This window comes from Bacillus cereus group sp. BfR-BA-01309 (assembly GCF_022664315.1).
GTDB lineage: Bacteria > Bacillota > Bacilli > Bacillales > Bacillaceae_G > Bacillus_A > Bacillus_A mobilis.
In genome coordinates this window covers 15749-35150 of sequence record NZ_JAKUHE010000010.1, presented here as the reverse complement: position 1 = coordinate 35150, position 19402 = coordinate 15749, and the positions used below count along the sequence as shown (strand labels likewise).

Sequence of the window (19402 nt, the reverse complement as noted above, 5' to 3'; positions counted from 1 at the left end):
ATCTTAATTGATGTCTTCTTTTTTTCATTGTGAATAAAGTACGGAGCGATATTTCCCTTTACACGAACATAAAGGTATAATATAGTTTAGTTAAGTGAACTAAACTATTAAAACGAAATAACAGCATGGAGGAAGAACGCTATGACTAAATCATATAAAGAAGTAATTAATGAAATGAATCGCGCCTACACGGAACTCTACATTTTACTATTTCAAGATTTAAAGGATGAGTTCGGTCTTACTGGGCAGCAAGAGAGCATGCTATTTCATATTAATTTAAATGAAAACACGACAGCAAATAACATTGCGAGTACTTTTAATATAACGAAAAGTGCGGTGAGCCAAGTTTTATCGAAATTGGAAAAGCAACAGATGATTTCAAAACAAGTTAATCCGAATAATAAAAGGGAGTATTTCCTTACACTTGGTCCAAACGGTAGTAAGTATATGGAGCAATTGTCGAAGTTAGATGATGTATTAATCGAGAAATATTTCTCAAAGATTGATATCGAAGCGTTGCAGCAAATGACTGATACGTTAACGAAAATAAATAAAGTGATATTGGAAGAAAAACAGAAGGATCTTGAGTCTAATGAGTAAGAAGCAAGATGAAGCAATTAGCAGAAAGGAGGAGAAGCGTGTGATGAGTTACATACCAAATATGATTACGATAGCAAATTTTGTGTGTGGGCTGTTGGCTATTCACGCTGTTTTCGTTCATGATATGTATGGTGCAGTTATGTTCATTATTACAGGTATGGTATTTGATCTGTTTGATGGTATGGTCGCTCGGAAACTAGATGCTGTTTCGGAAATAGGCGGAGAGTTAGACTCATTTGCGGATTTAGTGACCTTCGGTGTGGCACCATCTATTCTTGCGTATAGTGTTGCTTTAAAAGATTTGCAGTCTATCGGGATGATATGTGCGCTCGCTTATAGTATTTGCGGAATGCTTCGGCTTGCGAGATTTAATACACAACAAAGCAAACTCCCGACCTTTATCGGAATGCCCATTCCATTTGCGGCAATGTGTCTCCTCATTTTATGCCTCCTAAATAATCCAGTTTCCGTGGCATTTGGCACATGCGTACTCGCTTATTTAATGGTGAGCAAAATCAAATTCCCCCATTTTAAAAAAGATATATCGGAAAGCTTGAATTCCGAAAGATGGGATTAATAGGAAAGATAAGGAGCATAACATGATTCGTATGGCATTAAGATCATTCAACATACAAATATATTGTTTGCTAGGCGTGATGTTACTGGGATGGTTGATGACACCTTTTTCAGCCCAGTTTGTAGGGATAAGCATTGGCCTTTTAGTTAGTATGTACTGCGCCTGGATCTTAGGAAGGCGTATCGAAAAGTTCGGAAATAGCATCGTAAAAAAAGAAAAAGCACCAATGCTCGGCATGATGAATCGATTTGCAGCGGCTATACTCGGCGCGATTATTATGTATGAAATTGAACACCGTGAGTACATGTGGACATTTGCAGCTGGAATTATGGGTGGGTATTTCTTGGTTATTATTAATTTGGGGTATTACAGTATGAGGGATGAGAAGGAATAAAGTGCTGTGTAAATAACTAATTTGGATGATTTTTATTACAAAGAAACGACACCCATATAAGAGTGTCGTTTCCGATAGTTTTTTAGCAGAAGCAAGAAGCTCCAACAATGATTAATAAAATAAACAATACAACTAGTAAAGCAAAGCCGCCGCCACAACCACTACTACAACTACCACCAAATCCCATAATAGTTCCTCCTTTAATAAGAGGGGAAAACAAGGGGTCACTCATGTATTTTAATGGATTCAACTTACTTTATGTTTTTTACACAATAATTGAGCAGGTCCTTTTGAAAATAAAGAAAAAACACCCTAAGGTGCCTTCCTCCGACTTGAACCATCTTAATTTTAATAATATTGGACTCCCGTCCGAATATTATTTTACCATGTTAAGTTGTTTTGTGAAATGTTCCATATCGAATTTGGAACTGAAAATGTACTAGCTTGATAATGAAGCCTGGCTATTAGAATTGAAAAATTTTAGTTTTATTATAATTAATAGAAATGAGAGTAGTGTGAATATAAATCCGCTCCAAATAAGCTGGTGAATACCTAAGTTTGAAATGAACCAACCTCCAATAGTGGTTCCTAAAGTAATTCCGAGATTTGAGAACGAAACGAATAGACTGTTACCAAATTCAGGTGCTTCTTTAGCTTCACTTATTAACCATGTTTGACCAACAATTAATCCACCAGCATGTACGATTCCCCAAATGAATACTATAAAAATCATTGGAACAAGGTAGGAACCTAAATAATAAACCAATATGTAAACAATAGAATATAGAATAGGGAATGATATTACAGTGTTTATTATACTTTTTTGCAGGAGACCACCAAATAAATGATTACCCAAAATCATAACTATACCAAATATGAATAGCATGATACTGATGAGAGATCCATTCATGGAAGTTACTTTTGCAAGGTACTCAGCGAAGTAGCTGTATACGGAAAACATGGCTGCAAAAAGGAATGTGACGGTTAAAATATTTAACCATAATCCTGGTTTGCCGAGTATACGAATTTGTTTGCCGAAAGACATTTTTTCTTTAACAGGCATAGAAGGAAGTAGGAGTAGTATTCCAATGAATGCAAGAGTGTTAACGAATGCTCCGAATAAGAAAGCGATTTCGAGTGAAAATTGGTCTGCAAGATAAGAGGTTAGTGGAACACCTAAAGCAAAGCCAACGGTAATTCCCATGAAAACTTTTGTAACTGCTTGACCGCTCTTTTCTGGAGGGACAAGTTTAGCAGCTGTTACAAGAGCGATTGAAAAGAAGAGTGGATGAAGCGCAGCCGGTAAAATACGAAAAATAAGCATGATTTCAAATTGTGTTGTATAAGCGTAGATTAAATTTGAAATAACAAATATGAAAATTGCTGTTAATAAAATTATTTTGCGATTCATACTAGAGACGAGCAGAATTAAAAACGGACCAGAAATAGCAACAACTAGTGCAAATATACTTACTAAAAATCCAGCTTGTGTAGTTGAAATTCCGAATTTTTGAGTGAGTTGTGGTAATACGCCGACAATACCCATCTCGGTAGTAATAATTCCGAACACACCTATTGCGAGTGTCAGAATAAGTAAAGGATTTACTTTTTTCATTTATAAAACTCTCCATTCGTATCAGTATTTTGAAAATAAATTCATTAACAAAGAAGCATTATTATAAGCATGATTGGATGCCAATATTATCAGGAGTATGTAATTCGAAATATAATAACAGATATCTAAATAACTAGATATGATGTGTTAAAAAAAATTCTCCTTTCTATGTTTCTTGCTTTTATAGGCAGTGCAATTTATAAAAAGTCATTGGATACCTGTAAAAAAGCAGAATGTGTGAAAGCTAATAATCAAGTAGTATGCTGATTGATTATTAGCTTTCATTTTATAATTCGTTTTGTACGTATTCAGAAAACTCTCGTATTGTTTTTTCGTTTCGACGATAGTAGGTCCATTTTCCAATTCGGTCAGACTCTAGTAAGCCTGCTTTTTTCATAGTTAATAAATAACTAGAAATAACCGATTGAGCTAAGCCAGTCTTAAGCTGGATATCTCCTACACATACTCCAACTTGAAAGTTAAGGTCTTGTTCTAGATAAGGTTTTTCATCGAAATGGTTTTCTGGATTTTTCAACCATGATAAAATTTGACATCTTGTTTCATTTGACAATGCTTTATAAATTAATAAAGGTTCCATAAGGATATTATATCTACTTTTATAGATTTGTAAATGGGTTTTAGTGATTTTAAGGGAAGAAGGTATAGTTGATCACTTTAAATAGGAATAAGTTGCTCTTGATCTATACCCTTTGTAAAGGACATTTTAAAAAAATCGGTAACCTAAAAAAGATGATTTCTGTATGCAAACAGGAGTCATCTTCTTTATATTCTATTGCTAACAAGAATGATTATAGTACGTCATATATTTCTTAATTTCATGTTTTAACTGAACAAACGATTCACATGATTTTATATATGCTTCATCGGTTAAAGTATTACGAGGATTACGTGCAAAAGTGATAATATTGTTAAGTTTAAGCATGTTGTTGCCTAGCTATAAATGGCGGATTACTAAGAAGAGTAATAATAAAACCCAACATAAGATTTAAGGGAAATTTTATATTTACCCCACTTTTTATTTTAAAAGTTTTTCCTATCCTATAAACAACAAAGTCATAGATGAAATTGTAAAGTTAGGGGATTCTACATGGATACAGGAGTTTGGATGAGTTATTTGTATACTTATTTTTTTACTATTATGTTTTGTATTGTGTTTCAAATTGGATTTTATTTTAAAGTGAAAAGAACTATATCTGTTCGGCATTTTCTATGGGTATATGTTTTTCTATTCTACCTTTCACTAGTGTATGGGGTGACGCAGATCGCGACTGTATGGGATATAAGTAGATACGAAACGTGGATTCGTGTAAGTCAAATCAACTTGACTCTATTTGATACGGCAGGTAGTACGACGTATCTTTTGAACATTGTACTGTTTATGCCATTAGGTTTTTTATTACCGACTATTTGGCCGCAGTTTAGAAAAATGAAAAACACCGTATGTGCGGGATTCTTTTTTTCATTGGCAATTGAGTTAAATCAATTACTAAATAATAGAATTACAGATATTGATGATGTATTTACGAATACTCTCGGGGCGATTGTTGGGTATGTATTATATAAAATATTATATATAGCATTATTTAAAATGATATTGAAAAGAGAGGGGAAAAAGCTTGATACGAACTCTTCTTTAGTCATAAAATACGAAGCTGTTTTTTGTTTAGTTTGTTCATTTGTAGGGGCGATGTTCATTTATTATCCTGGAGACTTGTAAGCTACGATCTCGATTATAAAATGATTCTAGTATTTCTTCCAATCAGCACAAGATTCTCTCTATACGTTATTAAGCTATTCAGCAGATTATAAGATTATCAGTAATCATACTGGTGAGATTGAAATAAAGGCTGACAGTTTCTATCCAAGCTTTTCATTTATGTATGATGCGCAAGAATTATTTGTTATTGGTGGGGAAGAGAAATGGTCACATATCCATTATATAAAAAGATTTTTTCATCTTGAGCAGATTACAGATGAGCTAATTATTGATGTAAGAAAATGAGAGATGAGTAAACCCTCAAGTATAGAACGATATACTTGAGGGTTTTTATGTATGAAGAAGGGTCTTGTATCATATATTTTATTCTTCGTTTCATGTAAGTCATTCGGTTTATAAAAACAATGTGTCGAATAGATCATTAAAGAAGGCTTTTCTATTTTTCCCTAGAATGAACAGTAATGAATAATCTAATTCCTTAATGTAATAAGGAGGCAGTAAAATTTGAGCAGGAAAATTTGGTTTGTAGTTACTTGTTTTGCTTTTTTAGTAGCTAGCTATATTGTTGTCCAATATTTTATTATGGATGGTTTTCAAACAGGGCTTGTAAAAGTGAAGCTTATGTTTGGATCTAAATTAAGTGCGTTCTGGTATATGATGCTATTTATACATATTACAACTAGTATAGTAGCATTAGTAATTGGTCCGTTTACATTATCCACTAAATTTAGAGAAAGGAATATCAACCGTCATCGAATAATTGGGAGAATCTATATGGTTGGTATATTATTAGGAGGCGTTTCTGGATTATACCTATCCTTTTATGCTACGGGTGGATTGGTAGCGAAGTTAGGTTTCGGTTTGTTATCCGTATTTTGGCTAACATCAGCATATCAAGCATTAAATAGAATTAAGAATAAAAAAATTAAAGACCATCGGAATTGGATGATTAGAAATTATTCTTTAACCTTTGGAGCAGTTACGTTAAGAATTTGGCTACCGTTGTTTATCGTTCTATTTGGAATAGAGCGGTTTGAACTTAGTTACGCTATTATTGCTTGGTTAGCGTGGGTACCCAATTTAATTGTTGCAGAATTATTCATAAGAAAAAGACTTAGTAAAGGAAAATATCAAGGAAATGAGGATTTACATTTTTAATGTAAATTTGCTGTAATATTGAGGGCAGAATTCTTCAGTAATTGAATTTTTTAATAGCTGGATTTCATTTGTAGATTCAAAAATCCACTAATTTTATTGAATAAATAGAAAATACTTTCTTTTTTCGTCTGTTTAATTTAATATCAATAAGGGCACCAAAAAAATAGATAGAGGTGCTAAAATGTACGGTATTATTAATTATGAAGTGTTTTTACTAACAGGAATTTTATTGAATTTAATTCCTGGTGCAGACACCATGTATATTGTGGGGAGAAGTATTTCACAAGGTAGAAAAGCAGGTGTGTATTCTGTTTTTGGTATTATTACTGGTTCTTTAGTTCATACGTTGTTGGTTGCTTTTGGTTTATCTATTATACTTACAAAATCCATTGTGCTATTTAACACTATTAAGGTTATAGGTGTTATCTATCTTGTATATTTAGGGATTAAAATGATACTTGATAAGACAAATGTAGCTTTCCAGGCCTCATCCAATAAATTGAACATTAGAAAGATATATGTACAAGGACTTTTAACAAGTCTGACGAATCCAAAAGTCTCTTTATTCTTTATTGCGTTTCTTCCGCAATTTATAGATACAAAGGCTTCAGGTCCTATGCCTTTTATCATTTTAGGACTTACTTTTACAGTAACTGGACTATTATGGTGTTTATTTGTTGCTTATTTCTCTTCATATGTTACAAAAAAATTAAGAGGAAACCAAAAGGTAGGAATGATTCTAAATAAGATAACAGGACTGATTTTTATTGGTATGGGGTTAAAGTTGCTTCAAACAAAATCTCCTCAATAAACCTGAATAACATAAAAATGCCCCCTTTCAAGAGATGTAATCGTAGGTTTAGGCTAATTTCTACATACTAAAAAGTCCCTTTAACTTTGAAGGGACTTTTTGCTTGTTATTTTGAGTTATTTAAAAATTTATTTCAAGAAACAACCTATACTTTAATTGTATTACCAACTAGCAGTTTCCGTACTTTCTTTCAACCACTTCACCCAATCCAAATCTTCTACCTTAAGCAAACTGAGCGATACACCTTTCATATCTAAAGAAGTTAGAAGGGTACCAACTTTCACGAACTCCACATGTAAGCCTTCCAGCTCACATAAGCGTCGAATGTCATTTGCGAAAATGTATTGCTCCATTAGTGGAGTTGCGCCTAGTCCGTTAATGAGGATGGCGAAGTTGTCACCTTTTCTCCAGCGATAAATGCTTTTAAGTTTGTTCATTAGTTCGATTGCTAATATTTCAGAAGAGGATAATGCTTCTTTACGGTATCCTTTTTCTCCGTGAATGCCGACGCCGTAAAAGACTTCATCGTCGTTTAATGAAAATGAAGCTTTTCCTTTCACCGGATCGTTTGCAGGTGAAAGGGCGACTCCTAATGTGTGTAAGTTTTCGATGATAGAACGGCCGAGTGTTGTTAGTTCGTCTAAAGGGTGACCTGCAAGAGCGGCCGCACCAAGTATTTTTTGAACAAAAACAGTACCAGCGACGCCGCGTCTTCTTTTATTAAAAGAAGCATCATCTTCAATTGAAACGTCGTCATTTACGATGATGTGGTCAATTTTTCTACCTTCTTCTTTTGCGATTTGTTCTGCTGCTAGAAAATTTGCTACGTCATCTTTAAAGTTTTTGATGATGAATAAAATACTTTTATCTTTTGGCATGAGGCGAGTTGCTGCAATAATTTGTTCCACTGTAGGCGGAGTGAAGATGCTTCCGTTTACGGCCGCCGTCAGCATACCTTTTCCTACATAACCGATATCAGCAGGCTCATGTCCGCTACCACCGCCGCTTATAATGACAACGTTTTGCTTCAGTTTCTCGATATCTTTTACATAAATGATGTTATTTGTTTCGTCGTAATTCACTTTGTCGTTATGTTCAAAATAAAAGCCATGCATCATATCTTGAACGATATGTTGTACATCATTCATAATCTTTTTCATTGCTTTTGCCACCCTTTAATTACTTTGCTGATTGCTCCAGTAATAGTAGTAATTGATTGTTTATCATATTTTTCATGAGAGAAGACATAATGGAAGGATCTACTTCGCACTTGCTTTCAATCCAATCTTTTATCGTTCCAACGAAGCCGTGACTATAAAAGGAGGCAATCGTATTTTTTGTCTCATCAGAAAGGCTGAATCCACAGCTCACAGATAGTTCATCAATAATCTTCATATATAAGTTTTTCGTATGCTCAAATAAATAGTGATTAAACGAGTTTTGCTCAATGACTTTAAAAGCATTTCGGTAAAATTTTTGATTTTCATAAAAGTAATCAAATAATAAATCGAAAATGTTTTCCCACGTTTCATAGTCGAGAAAGTCGATAATGTTTTCTTTCGTTTCTTCTCTATAAATCCAGCTTAATAGTTCAAATTTATCTTTAAAATGATAATAAAAAGTTTGCCTACGCATTTGACAGTGTAACATAATATCGCTCACTGATATTTTATGAAAGGACTCTGTTTCCATTAAATACTTCAATGAATTCGCGATTATCTTTTTAGAAATTATAGAAGAGGTCATCTGAATCATCCCTAGAATGTTAGTAATATGAAAATCCTACCTACAAATGAGAGCGGTGTCTTTAGACAGATTGTCCATTTTGTCCGTTTACTATAAAACGCTTTCATTTTAACATGGATAGTAAGAAGAAGATTTCAAATATATCACAATATATTAAAGGAATTGAGGGAGAATCACAATGAAAAAGATTATAAACAAACCAGAAACATTAGTAATGGAAATGTGCAACGGAATGGTTATGGCTCACCCAGAGCTTGAGCTTTTGAAAAAATATAAAGTCATTAAGAAGAAAGAAATGAACGAAAATAAAGTAACGTTAATTAGTGGCGGCGGTAGTGGTCATGAGCCAGCGCATGCAGGACTAGTCGGAAAAGGAATGTTAGATGCGGCAGTGTGCGGAGATGTGTTTGCTTCACCTTCACAAATTCAGGTATATCAAGCAATTAAAGAAACAGCGAGTAAAAAAGGTACGTTATTAATTATTAAAAATTACAGCGGCGATATTATGAATTTCAAAAACGGAGCGCATTTAGCGACGGAAGATGGAATTGAAGTTGACTACGTAAAAGTAGACGATGATATTGCGGTAGAAGATAGTTTGTATACAGTAGGACGCCGCGGCGTTGCGGGCGTTATTCTCGTTCATAAAATTGCCGGCGCAGCAGCGGAAGCAGGTATGGATTTAGGAGCGGTGAAAGCTGTAGCGGAAAAAGCAGCGGCTAACGTGCGCACAATTGGTTTAGCGTTAACGTCTTGTACAGTTCCAGCGAGCGGATCACCTACGTTCACACTTGCGGAAAATGAAATGGAATACGGCGTAGGTATTCACGGCGAGCCAGGAATTAAACGTGAAAAAATGTTGTCAGCAGATGAACTAGCGAACCGTATGACAAATGATCTAATGAAAGATTTAGGAGTAAAAGATGGCGAAGAAATTGCGCTTCTAGTTAACGGTTTTGGCGGAACACCACTGCAAGAACTTTACTTATTTAACAACGCAGTGACGCGAGAACTAGCTGCTAGAAACATTACAATTAATAGAGTATTCGTTGGCAATTATATGACGAGTATCGATATGGCTGGTATGTCTTTAACAGTAATGAAATTAGATGATGAGCTAAAAACATTACTATCAAAAGAATGTAATACACCAGCGTTTAAAGTAGATGGACCAGTTGAAAGTGTTGAGTACGTAAATGTGCTTGAAGAGACAGAAGAGAAGGAAGTTTCCTTTGAGATAGAAACGGCAGAAGAGCACGCTGTTATTAAAGATAATGTCATTACATTAAACAACATGATTTATCTCGTTGATAAAATGAGCGACGTTATTATTAAAAACGAAGTGCCATTCTGTGAATTAGACACGCATGCTGGTGACGGCGACTTCGGAATGAGTGTGGCAAAAGGATTTAAGCAACTAAAACGTGAGTGGCATTCTATCGTAGAACAAGAGAACGTAACGATCGGATCATTCCTTGACGGTTGTTCGATGATTATTATGGAACATTGCGGCGGCGCATCTGGTCCAATTTGGGGCGGAGCATTCCGCGCAGCTAGTAAAGCAGCAGGCGAAAAGCGTGAGCTAACAGTGAAAGAATTCGCTGAAGTGTTGCAAGCAGCACTGCAAGGCATACAATCTATCGGTGAAAGATCGTTCGGTAGAGGAGCGGTAGTTGGTGACAAAACACTTGTTGACGCACTTGCTCCATGCGTAGACTCTTGGTTAGCTAGCGCTTCAAACGAAGAAAACATGAAAACTGCCTTTGAAAAAGGCGCAGAAGCAGCGGTTAAAGGAGCAGAGTACACGAAAGAAATCGTCGCTCGCATGGGCCGCGCTGGTACAGTTGGTGAAAGAAGCTTAGGCTATCCAGATGCAGGTGCACATGCACTTGGGGTTATCTTTACGGAGATTGCTGGTAGTTTGAAATAGGAATTGGAAAGTCCCCTCTGCCTTGTGGTGGAGGGGGTTTTTATAGTTGATTGATATGTAAATTTGCTGGATATTCTCTTCGTAAAGATATGTGTGTTTATAAATACTGAGATAAGGATTTTAAAAGAAGCAACGTGAGTTCTCATATAAATATGAAGTTCAGGTTGTTTAATTGTATTGTTGAAAAACTGATTAATTGATAGAAAGCACTTCAAAAGGTGGTGTTTATTATTTTGGACTTCAAAATTATGTTGGCCACCTTATGGAGTACTTTGAGTGGGATAAGGAGATTATCTCGTATATTCTATTTTACATCTATTATATTTGAAAAATGCAGATTCATCTTTTTATAAAAGGCATCAGTACATAGAGATATTTAAAGAAGAATTATTTGAAAAAAACATACAATTTTTGAGAAACATTAGGTAATTCCAAATTTTTGAAAAAAGTTATTGATTGTGTTATTGATATTTTGTAAGATTTATACAGGTGCGAAAGTATTTATTAGTAATAATTTTTGGGATAATGGTGAAGCTTACGGAAACCATGAATTCCGATTAAGTGGTTACCAGACCTGGAAGACCGAAACTTACGGAACTTGATAAAATAGGGTGTTCGCATGAGCAAATTAGAATATATTTCTAATTTGCTTTTCGTATTTATAGAATTTATTTAGGGGTGATAAAATGAATCGAAACAGACTGGTATATATACTGTTATTATCAATGTTATTGTTGTTTAGTGCTTGCAAAAAGGAAACTGAAAAGACACAAGAAAATAATAATCAGCCTAAAATCCAATTAGATAGCACTAATTTCAAATCAACTATTGCCAGTACAGTAAATCGAGATAAATTGCCTTTCACCGAAACCGGTGGGATTAATGTTGGGATATATAATCAAAATGGAGAAATTGAGAAAGATTTTAACTTTAATATAGAAGAAAACCAAAGTCTTAAAAAATTTATTTCTTTAGGGAATTTAATTAAAACTGAAAGGGTTTATAAGATGTTTCTTCTTGTAGATTATAAACAAAGTGAATTTAAAGTTGATGGTAGAGAGTTAGCAAAAGATTTCACTTTTCAAGTAGGTGCGGGAGAATCAGTAGAAGTTCCTATAGAAATCCCACCATTACCAAAAGGGTTACATGATGTGGTTTTTGTCATTGCTAAATTCCCTGATAAAAAAATATTAGATGAAGAGTTTAGGAAACAAACGGATTCATCCAATCTTCTATTTGTAAGATTCAGTACAGTAGTAGGAGGGGATGAGACTGTAAATAATCAAGTTAAATTTAATAGTTACGGAGAAAAGAAAACAGAGGATATGCTAGATGGTGTTTTTATTGCTAAAGAAAATAATTACAAGAGATGGTTGACTCAAGAAGTTACTAAAGATAAAAACTTGAATTTCTATACGAAAGTCGGAAATAATAGCAATACAAGAAAACAATATGCATTAGTACAATTCTTTGATTGGGAGCAGATGAAATTTATAGATAATAAAGATGTATTATTTTATGATTTAGAACCAAATACAGTTTATACTGTAAAGTCTCAAATCCCTATAAATAAAGAAAAAGGAGTGTATGATTTAACGCCTATTTTAATACATAATCCTTTTCAAAAAGTAACGGTATACAATCAACAAATAGATACAGCAATTAGAGTTGGAGTAAATGTAGAGGATTAGTAAATACAAATGAATCTTTTTGTCAAACTATTACAGTGGCTGAATTAATACTTATTAAATATAAACAAAAGCACTCTAATTAGAAGAGTGCTTTTGTTTCGTAGAAGTTAGGTGGGGATCAACTGCCCGTAAAAGCCCAATTGGTGAGGGCTGATAATCAGTGGGGGATGAACGCCCCCATTGATTAAAGTTTCACTTTATTTGTTGGCCAACCTAGAAGCCGCCTCTTCAACTTCTTTATACGCATTTTGTAATACTTCATTTGGATCTAGTACTGCTGTTCCTTGTGCACGAACGATTTGATAATCTTCAATACCTAAGAAATTAAACATTGCTTTTAAATATTTATGAGAGTATTCCACTTCTGTATACCAATCATCATTTGTATAGATTCCTCCACTTGCTTGTATAACAAGCATTCTTCTTCCATCTTTAAGTAATCCGACTGATCCAGTTTCAGTATATTTAAATGTTTCACGTGCAATCATGATATTGTCCATGTAATCTTTTAATTTTGATGGAATATTAAAGTTGTGCAAAGGTAATACGATAACATACGTATTTGCACTTTTAAATTGTTGTACAATCTCGGACATACGCTCTGTTACTTTTTGTTCTTCATCAGTTAACTTTTGTCCATTTCCTTGCTTTTCCCATGCGCTTAAAACAGTTTTATCTATCATTGGTACTACATCATCGTATAAATTAATCTGTTCAATCGTTTCATTATTAGGAATTAATTCTTTATAAGATACTAAAAAGTGGTTAAGAACCTTAATGCTGACTGATGATGGATCATCCACTTTCGGATGTGCGTTTATAATAAGTGTTTTGTTCATTTGTATTTCCCCTTTTTAAAAGTTTTTACGTTTTAATTACCGACCGAATTAATCGTCGATTAACTTGGTCTTTAATATAAACTCTGAAATTATTTTTGTCAATTGAAATACACAATATTCTAAAAGAGCCCTTTTTTATTTGACTAAAATTCTAAATGGTCCTAAGATACAATTTGATAACCCTTAAAATAAAAAGCAGGTGATTTGTATATGCAATATAGTGTTGGGGTTGAATATGCCTTGCATTGCCTAGTTTATTTAATTAATACTCCTTCCAAGGAAAGTGTTGGAATAAAAGATTTGGCAGAGTTTCAAGGACTTTCTGAAACATTTCTTTCAAAAGTTTTCGGTAAATTATCTAAAGCTGACATTGTGAATTCTGTCCCAGGTGTAAAGGGAGGGTATAGGTTAGCTAAGTCTCCAGAAGATATCTCTTTTTGGGATGTAATAGAAGCTGTCGAAGGTCCAAAACCTATTTTTCAATGTAAAAATATTGTGCAGAATGGCCTACTATATCGAGACGAGGCTTGTAATTCTTGTGAACCTAGCAATTCTTCTTGTACAATTAACTTAGTGATGCTTGAAGCAGAAGAACACATGCGTGAGTTTCTTCGTAAAAAGACTCTTGCATGGTTAGATAAAGAACTTGATATTGTTTTACCTGAAAAGATAAGGGTAGATACTCGTGAATACTTCAAACAAAAAAACTCTAACTAAATCGCCATGACGAATTAGTTAGAGTTTTTTTGTTTTTTAACATTAATTCCATCATGTGGGTATTTCATTACAAATTCCTTCTTTAAATATCACATTTAATTAACTCATAAAGTTTCAAATTGATTAACATTAAAATTCTAAACAATACAATTTTATTTTCGTAAAAAGTAAATGGATTTATGTGTTCATATATTTTAAACATAGTGAAAATTGCCTTTGAAAAAGGAGCAGAGTATACGAAAGAAATCGTAGCTCGCATGGGCCGTGCCGGTACAGTTGGCGAAAGAAGTTTAGGCTATCCAGATGCAGGTGCACATGCGCTTGGAGTTATCTTTACGGAGATTGCGGGTAGTTTGAAATAGGAATTGGAAAGTCCCTTTGCCTTAAGGTGGAGGGGCTTTTATATAGTTGGTAGAAGACTACTTCCGGGCTCTCTTTGTAAAATATGAGTTTGTTAATATTTTTGATAAAATCTTATTTCAAAACTCCAACTAATATTTCTCAACATTAATATATTGCAAATAGTTAGAATATTTAAGATAATTATTTGTGAAGCAATATATTATAAAAAAAGGGGGAATTTATTTTGTTACGTCGCTTATCTATTTGTACTTTATTAACAGCTTTTATGTTTACTTTGTTTACATTTAACGGCTCTGCTTTCGCGGCTACGAATACTACTGAAAATAAAACTGTAGTAGCAGCTTGTGCAAAGGGAGGTACGGTAGGTACATATGGTGCAAAGATGCGCAGTGGTTACACTGTTGGATCACCTGTCTTACATACATTTAATAGTGGTGAGAAAATTACTGGAACATGGGTAACTGGTGAATATGTTCAAGGTCATTACAGTAATTCTAAACAGTGGTTAAAAGTTACTTATAAAGGGATGACAGGTTATGTATCCCACACAACATTATATAACATTTGCTCATAAAACTATGTACTATAATAATAACTCTGGATATATTGAACTAATCTCTTTTAGGGATTAGTTCTTTTTATCTTCTTTTAAAATATCCACATTTAACCAATTTAATGTATGGATAACCATTTTTTCTAAGTATTTATTGGATTAATAGTTTTAATGTTAGTTGTTAATTAGTATGGGGAAATTTATCATGCAATGAAGAGTGAGAAATCAAGAATTATAAAAAATTATAGTATCTTCTATTTATATGTTTATTTTTTATATAGAAACGAATAAGGGACAGAACAAGTTATAAGTTTAAAGAGTTGAAATGGTGAAAATGTATTGAGAAATTTTTTTGAAACAATAATATTCAGAAAATTAAATGTTTTCTAGGTTTATTTTTGTTATTATGTTAGTAATCTATAGACAAAGGAGAAGGGGCTATATGAGTGTACACGTAATAAAAAAGGAAGAAATCACTTTACTTTTACATGATTGGTATCGAGAAATCCGTTCACAGAATTTCGTTAAGGCAAAGGAATTAAAACAAAGTATTGATACAAAAATTAATAGTATGGAAGAAAATCAAAAGAATACAGAGTTTTATGCACTTTTAGATTTTAGATTTAAAATGTTAAGTGCAGAGTTTTATCCCCATCAATCTGACATATCTAAGAATGATCTAAGAAAAATGAAGCTAGATGAAGCGCCATCAGATGAATCTTTATTATATTATTACCATTTCTTTAAGGCTTCTCATGCTACGGTAAACGGTGATTTTAAAGTGGCTGAAAAGCATTATGGAATAGCAGAATCTTTGTTGGAAAAGATTCAGGATCCAATCGAAAAAGCAGAATTTAACTTTAAGCTATCCAGCTACTATTATCATGTTTGCCAGCCTATTTTAGTTATTCAATATGCAACCAGAGCAAGAAATATATTTGAAGGGCTGTACGGGTATAGTAGGAAGGTCGCAGCATGTGACAATGTTCTTGGGTTAGCGTGTGTAAAGCTAAATGAATTTGAACAGGCAGAAGTTTATTTTATGTCGTCTCTGGATATTTTGAAAAAGCAGAATGAAGAAGAGCTAATGTTACGAGTTCGACATAGCTTAGGGGTTATGTATGCAGAGCAAAACCTATCTGATTTGGCAATTCGTTATTTATCAGAAGTATCACAAAAAATCCCGAATCACTTTAGAGCGATTTTTTTGGAAGCTAGAGAGAATTTAAAGTTAGGAAAGACAAAGCTTGCAGCATCTTTAATTGAAAAAGGATTAGTAATCTGTAATGAACTAGAACAAAAAGAATATGAACATCACTTTACAATTCTAAAGGGAATGAATGAGAATGTTTCTGCTGAAGAATTAGAGTTAGCTATTTCTAAAGGAATTTCTTTCTTTAATGAAGTAGGTTTATGGCAATATGTCCAGGAATATGCTGAAAAATTAGCGGTTAAATATCATAAAGAAGGAAATTCAATAAAATCCAGTGAATACTTCTATTTAGGATATAAAGAAAAAGAAAAAGGTTTTCAGAAAGGGGCTTTAAAATGAAAAGAATCATAAGCAGTTCAATTGGATTAATAATTACGGTCATACTATTAAATGGAGTAAATGTTTCAACGGAACAATCAAAGGTTAGTACAACAAACGTTATACAATATACGCATGGAGAGCCGTGGGGTTGACGTAATATTGAAGTATAAAGAGTTATTAGATCAAAGTGAAGAAAAAGTAATTATTAGGTATATAGATGAAACGCTCCAATGAGCGTTTTTTTTATTTTATAATCAGATGATTTATGCTCATATGTACCGCAGTAAAAACTTATTCCTGACTTAAAAAAAGAGCCTCCACCGGAATGATATTTGTATTAACTACAACCACATCTACCAAGAAAATTAGTTTTTTTTCCACATGAAGGACATCTCGATTCTAGTATTTTATTCTTCAAATATCTCCGGCTTCTCCACTCTAAATGATTTCACCTCACCACATTCTAAACAAAATGTAGTTAATAGTTTGGAACGTTTTCCCACTGAAAAGAGCCTACTAGAATCATCCTCACAAACATATGCATGATAAGCAAATCCAACTCTTCCTTCTTTAAATGTAGTAGAACCACAATTCTCGCATCGTATATTTTTCATGCTACTAACACCTCTTTTGCTGTATTTTTAAGATAGAAGTAAAGCAACTTGGTTATACATGATGTTTTCGACAAGATACAATATACCCCTCTCTATATCCGCAAGTAAAACAACATAATCCCCTTATAAATCTCTATAACAATATGATTTTTCATATATCATTTAATGTTTATCGGAAAAATAAGTATTGAAGTATTGATTTTTATTATTCAGATGATTATAATAAATAAAAAACAATCAAACAATTCTTATGTTGAGAAGTGGAGGGACGGGCCCTATGAAACTTCGGCAACCTCGTTTTAGACGAAAGGTGCCAAATCCTGCAGGTGAAAAAAACCTGAAAGATAAGAGCGGTTCACTTAGTCAAGAAGGCTACTCTTATTTCGATAAGAGTGGCCTTTTTTTATGGCTAAAAGATAAAGGGGGAATAGGTAGTGGAGTATGGTTTTTGGTTACCGATTTTTGGGGGATGGCTTCGAAATGTAGAGGATGAATCTATGCCGCCTACGTTTGAGTATGCAAAACAAACAGCGCAAGCGGCAGAACAATTAGGTTTTTCAACAACGCTTATTGCAGAATTAAATTTAAATGATATAAAAGGTGTGTCAGCACCAAGTTTAGAAGCGTGGACAACTGCGGCAGCACTTGCAGCAGTGACGGATAGATTAGAGATTATGACAGCTGTAAGACCTGGCTTCCACAATCCAGCAGTTACAGCGAAAATGGCAGCGAATATCGATCAATTAAGTAATGGTCGTTTTACATTGAATGTAGTTTCAGCGTGGTGGGAAGAAGAAGCGAGACAGTACAGCGGAGTATTTACCGCGCACGATGAAAGATATGATCGCACAGAGGAATTTGTAACAATTTTGAAGGAGCTTTGGAAAGAAGACGAGTTTTCTTATAAGGGGAACTTTTATGAGCTTCAGCATACACATTTAAGTCCAAAACCTGTGCAGAAACAAGGTATTAAGCTTTATGCAGGTGGTGAGAGTGAGAGAGGAAAAGAGGTTATTGTAAATCACGCGGATGCATATGTAATGCACGGGGGAACAGTGGAAGAAGTATGTGTGAAAATAGAAGATATGAAGAATCGTAGAAAGAAAGTCACAGAGGAGCCATTGCAATCATTTGGGCTCGCGGCTTACGTCATTTGTCGTGATACAGAAGAAGAGGCAGTAGAAGAATGGAAACGCATAACGGATGTGAAAGATGATGCGTTAGGTTACGCAGGTTACCAAGATTTTGTGAGTAAATCGCAGTTGGAACAGCAAGTAAAGCTCAATGATTATTCCGTATCGAATCGCGGGTTACGTCCTAATTTAATCGGAACACCAGAACAAATTGCAGAAAGAATACTTGCTTTTGAAAAAGTGGGTGTTACGTTATTACTTTTACAATTTTCACCACAGCTTGAAGAGATGAAACGGTTTTCTGAAAAAGTGATGCCATTAGTTGAAGCAAAAAGAGAGGAATTGATTACAAATGAGTAAAATTTACATATTACATGAGAATAAGGAATGGACGGATCATTTAGTGAAAAGGTTGGAAGAACTGGAGTTACCGTATGAGGAATGGCTTTTAAATGAAGGAACACTTTCATTAGAACAAGAACCTCCAAAAGGTGTTTTTTATAGCCGCATGAGTGCTTCTTCACATACGAGAGGGCATCGATATGCACCTGAATTAACTGAAGGGGTTCTTGCTTGGCTAGAGGGATACGGGCGCACAGTATTTAACGGATCTCGTGCATTACGCCTTGAAGTAAGTAAATTGAATCAATATGCAGCATTAAGAAAATTTGGGATACAAGTGCCGAAAACAATTGGTGCTGTGGGCCGTGATCATATAGTAAAAGCAGCAAAAGAGTTAGGGGAAGTACCGTTCATTACAAAGCATAATCGTGCAGGTAAAGGCCTTGGTGTTCAACTGTTTCATTCCATTGATGCTTTAGAACAATATTTGGATGGTCCAGCGTTTGAAGAACCCATTGATGGAATTACTTTAATCCAGCAATATATTGAAGCGCCCGAACCATATATTACACGTTGTGAGTTTGTAGGCGGCCAGTTTGTATATGCGGTTAAAGTAGATACATCAGAAGGATTTGAACTTTGTCCAGCAGATGCGTGCTCCATTCACGATGCTTTTTGCCCAGTAGGAGAAGAGAGTAAGAAAGAAGCGTCAACAAAATTTGAAATTATATCGGACTTCCAAGAGCCAATTATTGAACAATACAAAGAATTTTTGAAAGAAAATGAAATAACTGTTGCTGGTATTGAATTTATTCGCAGTGCGGATGGAACAATTTATACGTATGATATTAATACAAACACAAACTATAATTCTGACGCAGAGTCTGTAGCGAATCAATTTGGTATGCTTGAACTTGCTACATTCCTTGGAAGAGAATTAGAAAAACAAGTAGAGTCAGTTAAATAGTATAGAAGGTTCTAGTGAAAACCTTTGTTACAGTAATCGTGGTCGTATGGCCAAATTCTTATTGTTTTTGCACAAAAGTA

Annotated in this window: 22 protein-coding genes, 2 pseudogenes and 1 riboswitch; of the genes and pseudogenes, 16 read left to right on the top strand and 8 right to left on the bottom strand. The window is 34.1% G+C overall.

Annotation, left to right across the window (positions count from 1 at the left end; translation table 11 throughout):
* The first annotated feature begins 141 nt into the window (after window positions 1-141).
* Genes MR115_RS19080 through MR115_RS19070 form a run of 3 tightly spaced genes read left to right on the top strand, consistent with a single transcriptional unit; the run spans window position 142 to window position 1571 of the window.
* A complete protein-coding gene (locus MR115_RS19080; RefSeq protein WP_061672076.1) occupies window positions 142-600 on the top strand; it encodes a MarR family winged helix-turn-helix transcriptional regulator in 459 nt (152 codons plus the stop codon).
* Window positions 593-1177: a CDP-diacylglycerol--serine O-phosphatidyltransferase gene (gene pssA / locus MR115_RS19075; RefSeq protein ID WP_242242327.1), complete on the top strand. Its 585-nt coding sequence runs from the start codon at window positions 593-595 to the stop codon at window positions 1175-1177. The genes MR115_RS19080 and pssA overlap by 8 nt, the downstream gene beginning before the upstream one ends.
* A gap of 22 nt (window positions 1178-1199) precedes the next feature.
* Window positions 1200-1571, top strand: coding sequence for an ATP synthase subunit I (locus tag MR115_RS19070; RefSeq protein ID WP_242242326.1), 372 nt, complete (start codon window positions 1200-1202; stop codon window positions 1569-1571).
* Window positions 1572-1653: 82 nt separating this feature from the next.
* Here MR115_RS19070 and MR115_RS19065 read toward each other — a convergent pair whose 3' ends face one another.
* The 4 genes and pseudogenes from MR115_RS19065 to MR115_RS19050 all read right to left on the bottom strand — a co-directional run.
* Window positions 1654-1758 (bottom strand): YjcZ family sporulation protein, encoded by a 105-nt coding sequence (locus MR115_RS19065; protein ID WP_000505689.1) that lies wholly within the window; start codon window positions 1756-1758, stop codon window positions 1654-1656.
* Between the two features lie 252 nt (window positions 1759-2010).
* Window positions 2011-3186, bottom strand: a complete 1176-nt coding sequence (locus MR115_RS19060; protein WP_242242325.1) for an MFS transporter — start codon at window positions 3184-3186, stop codon at window positions 2011-2013.
* A gap of 286 nt (window positions 3187-3472) precedes the next feature.
* Window positions 3473-3784, bottom strand: coding sequence for an ArsR/SmtB family transcription factor (locus MR115_RS19055; RefSeq protein WP_000433539.1), 312 nt, complete (start codon window positions 3782-3784; stop codon window positions 3473-3475).
* A gap of 207 nt (window positions 3785-3991) precedes the next feature.
* A pseudogene (locus MR115_RS19050) lies at window positions 3992-4078 on the bottom strand (TetR family transcriptional regulator); the annotation flags it as partial.
* Between the two features lie 216 nt (window positions 4079-4294).
* Here MR115_RS19050 and MR115_RS19045 point away from each other — a divergent pair.
* From MR115_RS19045 to MR115_RS19030, 4 genes and pseudogenes are all read left to right on the top strand, one after another.
* The gene (locus tag MR115_RS19045; protein ID WP_242242323.1) at window positions 4295-4924 is read left to right on the top strand and encodes a VanZ family protein; all 630 of its coding nucleotides are present in this window, start codon (window positions 4295-4297) and stop codon (window positions 4922-4924) included.
* 30 nt (window positions 4925-4954) lie between these two features.
* Window positions 4955-5209 (top strand): annotated as a pseudogene (locus tag MR115_RS19040) (hypothetical protein); the annotation flags it as partial.
* A 219-nt stretch (window positions 5210-5428) separates the two neighbouring features.
* Window positions 5429-6082 (top strand): DUF2306 domain-containing protein, encoded by a 654-nt coding sequence (locus MR115_RS19035; protein ID WP_242242321.1) that lies wholly within the window; start codon window positions 5429-5431, stop codon window positions 6080-6082.
* Window positions 6083-6263: 181 nt separating this feature from the next.
* Window positions 6264-6893, top strand: a complete 630-nt coding sequence (locus MR115_RS19030; RefSeq protein WP_242242319.1) for a LysE family translocator — start codon at window positions 6264-6266, stop codon at window positions 6891-6893.
* A 161-nt stretch (window positions 6894-7054) separates the two neighbouring features.
* On the opposite strand, the gene dhaQ is transcribed toward MR115_RS19030, so the two are convergent.
* Together dhaQ and dhaS are read right to left on the bottom strand one after the other, a co-directional pair.
* Window positions 7055-8053 carry a DhaKLM operon coactivator DhaQ gene (dhaQ, locus tag MR115_RS19025; protein WP_242242317.1) on the bottom strand — a complete coding sequence of 333 codons (999 nt, stop codon included), beginning with the start codon at window positions 8051-8053 and terminating at the stop codon, window positions 7055-7057.
* Between the two features lie 19 nt (window positions 8054-8072).
* Window positions 8073-8639, bottom strand: a complete 567-nt coding sequence (dhaS, locus tag MR115_RS19020; protein WP_000204220.1) for a dihydroxyacetone kinase transcriptional activator DhaS — start codon at window positions 8637-8639, stop codon at window positions 8073-8075.
* Between the two features lie 178 nt (window positions 8640-8817).
* Between dhaS and dhaK the strand changes: the two genes are divergently transcribed.
* The gene (dhaK, locus tag MR115_RS19015) at window positions 8818-10569 is read left to right on the top strand and encodes a dihydroxyacetone kinase subunit DhaK (RefSeq protein ID WP_242242315.1); all 1752 of its coding nucleotides are present in this window, start codon (window positions 8818-8820) and stop codon (window positions 10567-10569) included.
* Between the two features lie 686 nt (window positions 10570-11255).
* Window positions 11256-12260, top strand: a complete 1005-nt coding sequence (locus MR115_RS19010; RefSeq protein ID WP_242242313.1) for a hypothetical protein — start codon at window positions 11256-11258, stop codon at window positions 12258-12260.
* A gap of 197 nt (window positions 12261-12457) precedes the next feature.
* Here MR115_RS19010 and MR115_RS19005 read toward each other — a convergent pair whose 3' ends face one another.
* Window positions 12458-13099: an FMN-dependent NADH-azoreductase gene (locus tag MR115_RS19005; protein ID WP_242242312.1), complete on the bottom strand. Its 642-nt coding sequence runs from the start codon at window positions 13097-13099 to the stop codon at window positions 12458-12460.
* A gap of 210 nt (window positions 13100-13309) precedes the next feature.
* On the opposite strand from MR115_RS19005, the gene MR115_RS19000 reads away from it, so the two are divergent.
* The 5 genes from MR115_RS19000 (at window position 13310) to MR115_RS18980 (ending at window position 16418) form a co-directional block, all read left to right on the top strand.
* Window positions 13310-13816 (top strand): RrF2 family transcriptional regulator, encoded by a 507-nt coding sequence (locus tag MR115_RS19000; protein WP_016101675.1) that lies wholly within the window; start codon window positions 13310-13312, stop codon window positions 13814-13816.
* A 179-nt stretch (window positions 13817-13995) separates the two neighbouring features.
* The gene (locus MR115_RS18995; protein WP_000337298.1) at window positions 13996-14178 is read left to right on the top strand and encodes a DAK2 domain-containing protein; all 183 of its coding nucleotides are present in this window, start codon (window positions 13996-13998) and stop codon (window positions 14176-14178) included.
* A 224-nt stretch (window positions 14179-14402) separates the two neighbouring features.
* Entirely contained in the window at window positions 14403-14753 is a 351-nt protein-coding gene (locus tag MR115_RS18990; protein ID WP_088028890.1) for an SH3 domain-containing protein, read from the top strand.
* A gap of 421 nt (window positions 14754-15174) precedes the next feature.
* Entirely contained in the window at window positions 15175-16284 is a 1110-nt protein-coding gene (locus MR115_RS18985; protein ID WP_242242311.1) for a response regulator aspartate phosphatase, read from the top strand.
* Window positions 16281-16418 carry a Phr family secreted Rap phosphatase inhibitor gene (locus MR115_RS18980; RefSeq protein WP_073518968.1) on the top strand — a complete coding sequence of 46 codons (138 nt, stop codon included), beginning with the start codon at window positions 16281-16283 and terminating at the stop codon, window positions 16416-16418. The genes MR115_RS18985 and MR115_RS18980 overlap by 4 nt, the downstream gene beginning before the upstream one ends.
* Window positions 16419-16673: 255 nt before the next feature.
* Here MR115_RS18980 and MR115_RS18975 read toward each other — a convergent pair whose 3' ends face one another.
* A complete protein-coding gene (locus MR115_RS18975; protein ID WP_016133805.1) occupies window positions 16674-16880 on the bottom strand; it encodes a hypothetical protein in 207 nt (68 codons plus the stop codon).
* A gap of 245 nt (window positions 16881-17125) precedes the next feature.
* Window positions 17126-17231: riboswitch (SAM riboswitch) on the top strand.
* Between the two features lie 83 nt (window positions 17232-17314).
* On the opposite strand from MR115_RS18975, the gene MR115_RS18970 reads away from it, so the two are divergent.
* A complete protein-coding gene (locus MR115_RS18970; protein WP_242242310.1) occupies window positions 17315-18373 on the top strand; it encodes an LLM class flavin-dependent oxidoreductase in 1059 nt (352 codons plus the stop codon).
* Complete coding sequence (locus MR115_RS18965; protein WP_242242309.1) at window positions 18366-19322, top strand: ATP-grasp domain-containing protein; 957 nt, start codon at window positions 18366-18368, stop codon at window positions 19320-19322. The genes MR115_RS18970 and MR115_RS18965 overlap by 8 nt, the downstream gene beginning before the upstream one ends.
* Window positions 19323-19402 lie beyond the last annotated feature (80 nt).

Coding starts and splice junctions, on each gene's coding strand:
- MR115_RS18985 (WP_242242311.1), top strand. CDS start 15,175: ATGAGTGTACACGTAATAAAAAAGGAAGAAATCACTTTACTTTTACAT.
- MR115_RS19055 (WP_000433539.1), bottom strand. CDS start 3,784: ATGGAACCTTTATTAATTTATAAAGCATTGTCAAATGAAACAAGATGT.
- MR115_RS18975 (WP_016133805.1), bottom strand. CDS start 16,880: ATGAAAAATATACGATGCGAGAATTGTGGTTCTACTACATTTAAAGAA.
- MR115_RS19010 (WP_242242313.1), top strand. CDS start 11,256: ATGAATCGAAACAGACTGGTATATATACTGTTATTATCAATGTTATTG.
- MR115_RS19000 (WP_016101675.1), top strand. CDS start 13,310: ATGCAATATAGTGTTGGGGTTGAATATGCCTTGCATTGCCTAGTTTAT.
- pssA (WP_242242327.1), top strand. CDS start 593: ATGAGTAAGAAGCAAGATGAAGCAATTAGCAGAAAGGAGGAGAAGCGT.
- MR115_RS19080 (WP_061672076.1), top strand. CDS start 142: ATGACTAAATCATATAAAGAAGTAATTAATGAAATGAATCGCGCCTAC.
- MR115_RS19005 (WP_242242312.1), bottom strand. CDS start 13,099: ATGAACAAAACACTTATTATAAACGCACATCCGAAAGTGGATGATCCA.
- MR115_RS19030 (WP_242242319.1), top strand. CDS start 6,264: ATGTACGGTATTATTAATTATGAAGTGTTTTTACTAACAGGAATTTTA.
- MR115_RS19045 (WP_242242323.1), top strand. CDS start 4,295: ATGGATACAGGAGTTTGGATGAGTTATTTGTATACTTATTTTTTTACT.
- MR115_RS18980 (WP_073518968.1), top strand. CDS start 16,281: ATGAAAAGAATCATAAGCAGTTCAATTGGATTAATAATTACGGTCATA.
- MR115_RS19060 (WP_242242325.1), bottom strand. CDS start 3,186: ATGAAAAAAGTAAATCCTTTACTTATTCTGACACTCGCAATAGGTGTG.
- dhaS (WP_000204220.1), bottom strand. CDS start 8,639: ATGACCTCTTCTATAATTTCTAAAAAGATAATCGCGAATTCATTGAAG.
- MR115_RS19070 (WP_242242326.1), top strand. CDS start 1,200: ATGATTCGTATGGCATTAAGATCATTCAACATACAAATATATTGTTTG.
- dhaK (WP_242242315.1), top strand. CDS start 8,818: ATGAAAAAGATTATAAACAAACCAGAAACATTAGTAATGGAAATGTGC.
- MR115_RS18965 (WP_242242309.1), top strand. CDS start 18,366: ATGAGTAAAATTTACATATTACATGAGAATAAGGAATGGACGGATCAT.
- MR115_RS19065 (WP_000505689.1), bottom strand. CDS start 1,758: ATGGGATTTGGTGGTAGTTGTAGTAGTGGTTGTGGCGGCGGCTTTGCT.
- dhaQ (WP_242242317.1), bottom strand. CDS start 8,053: ATGAAAAAGATTATGAATGATGTACAACATATCGTTCAAGATATGATG.
- MR115_RS18995 (WP_000337298.1), top strand. CDS start 13,996: ATGTGTTCATATATTTTAAACATAGTGAAAATTGCCTTTGAAAAAGGA.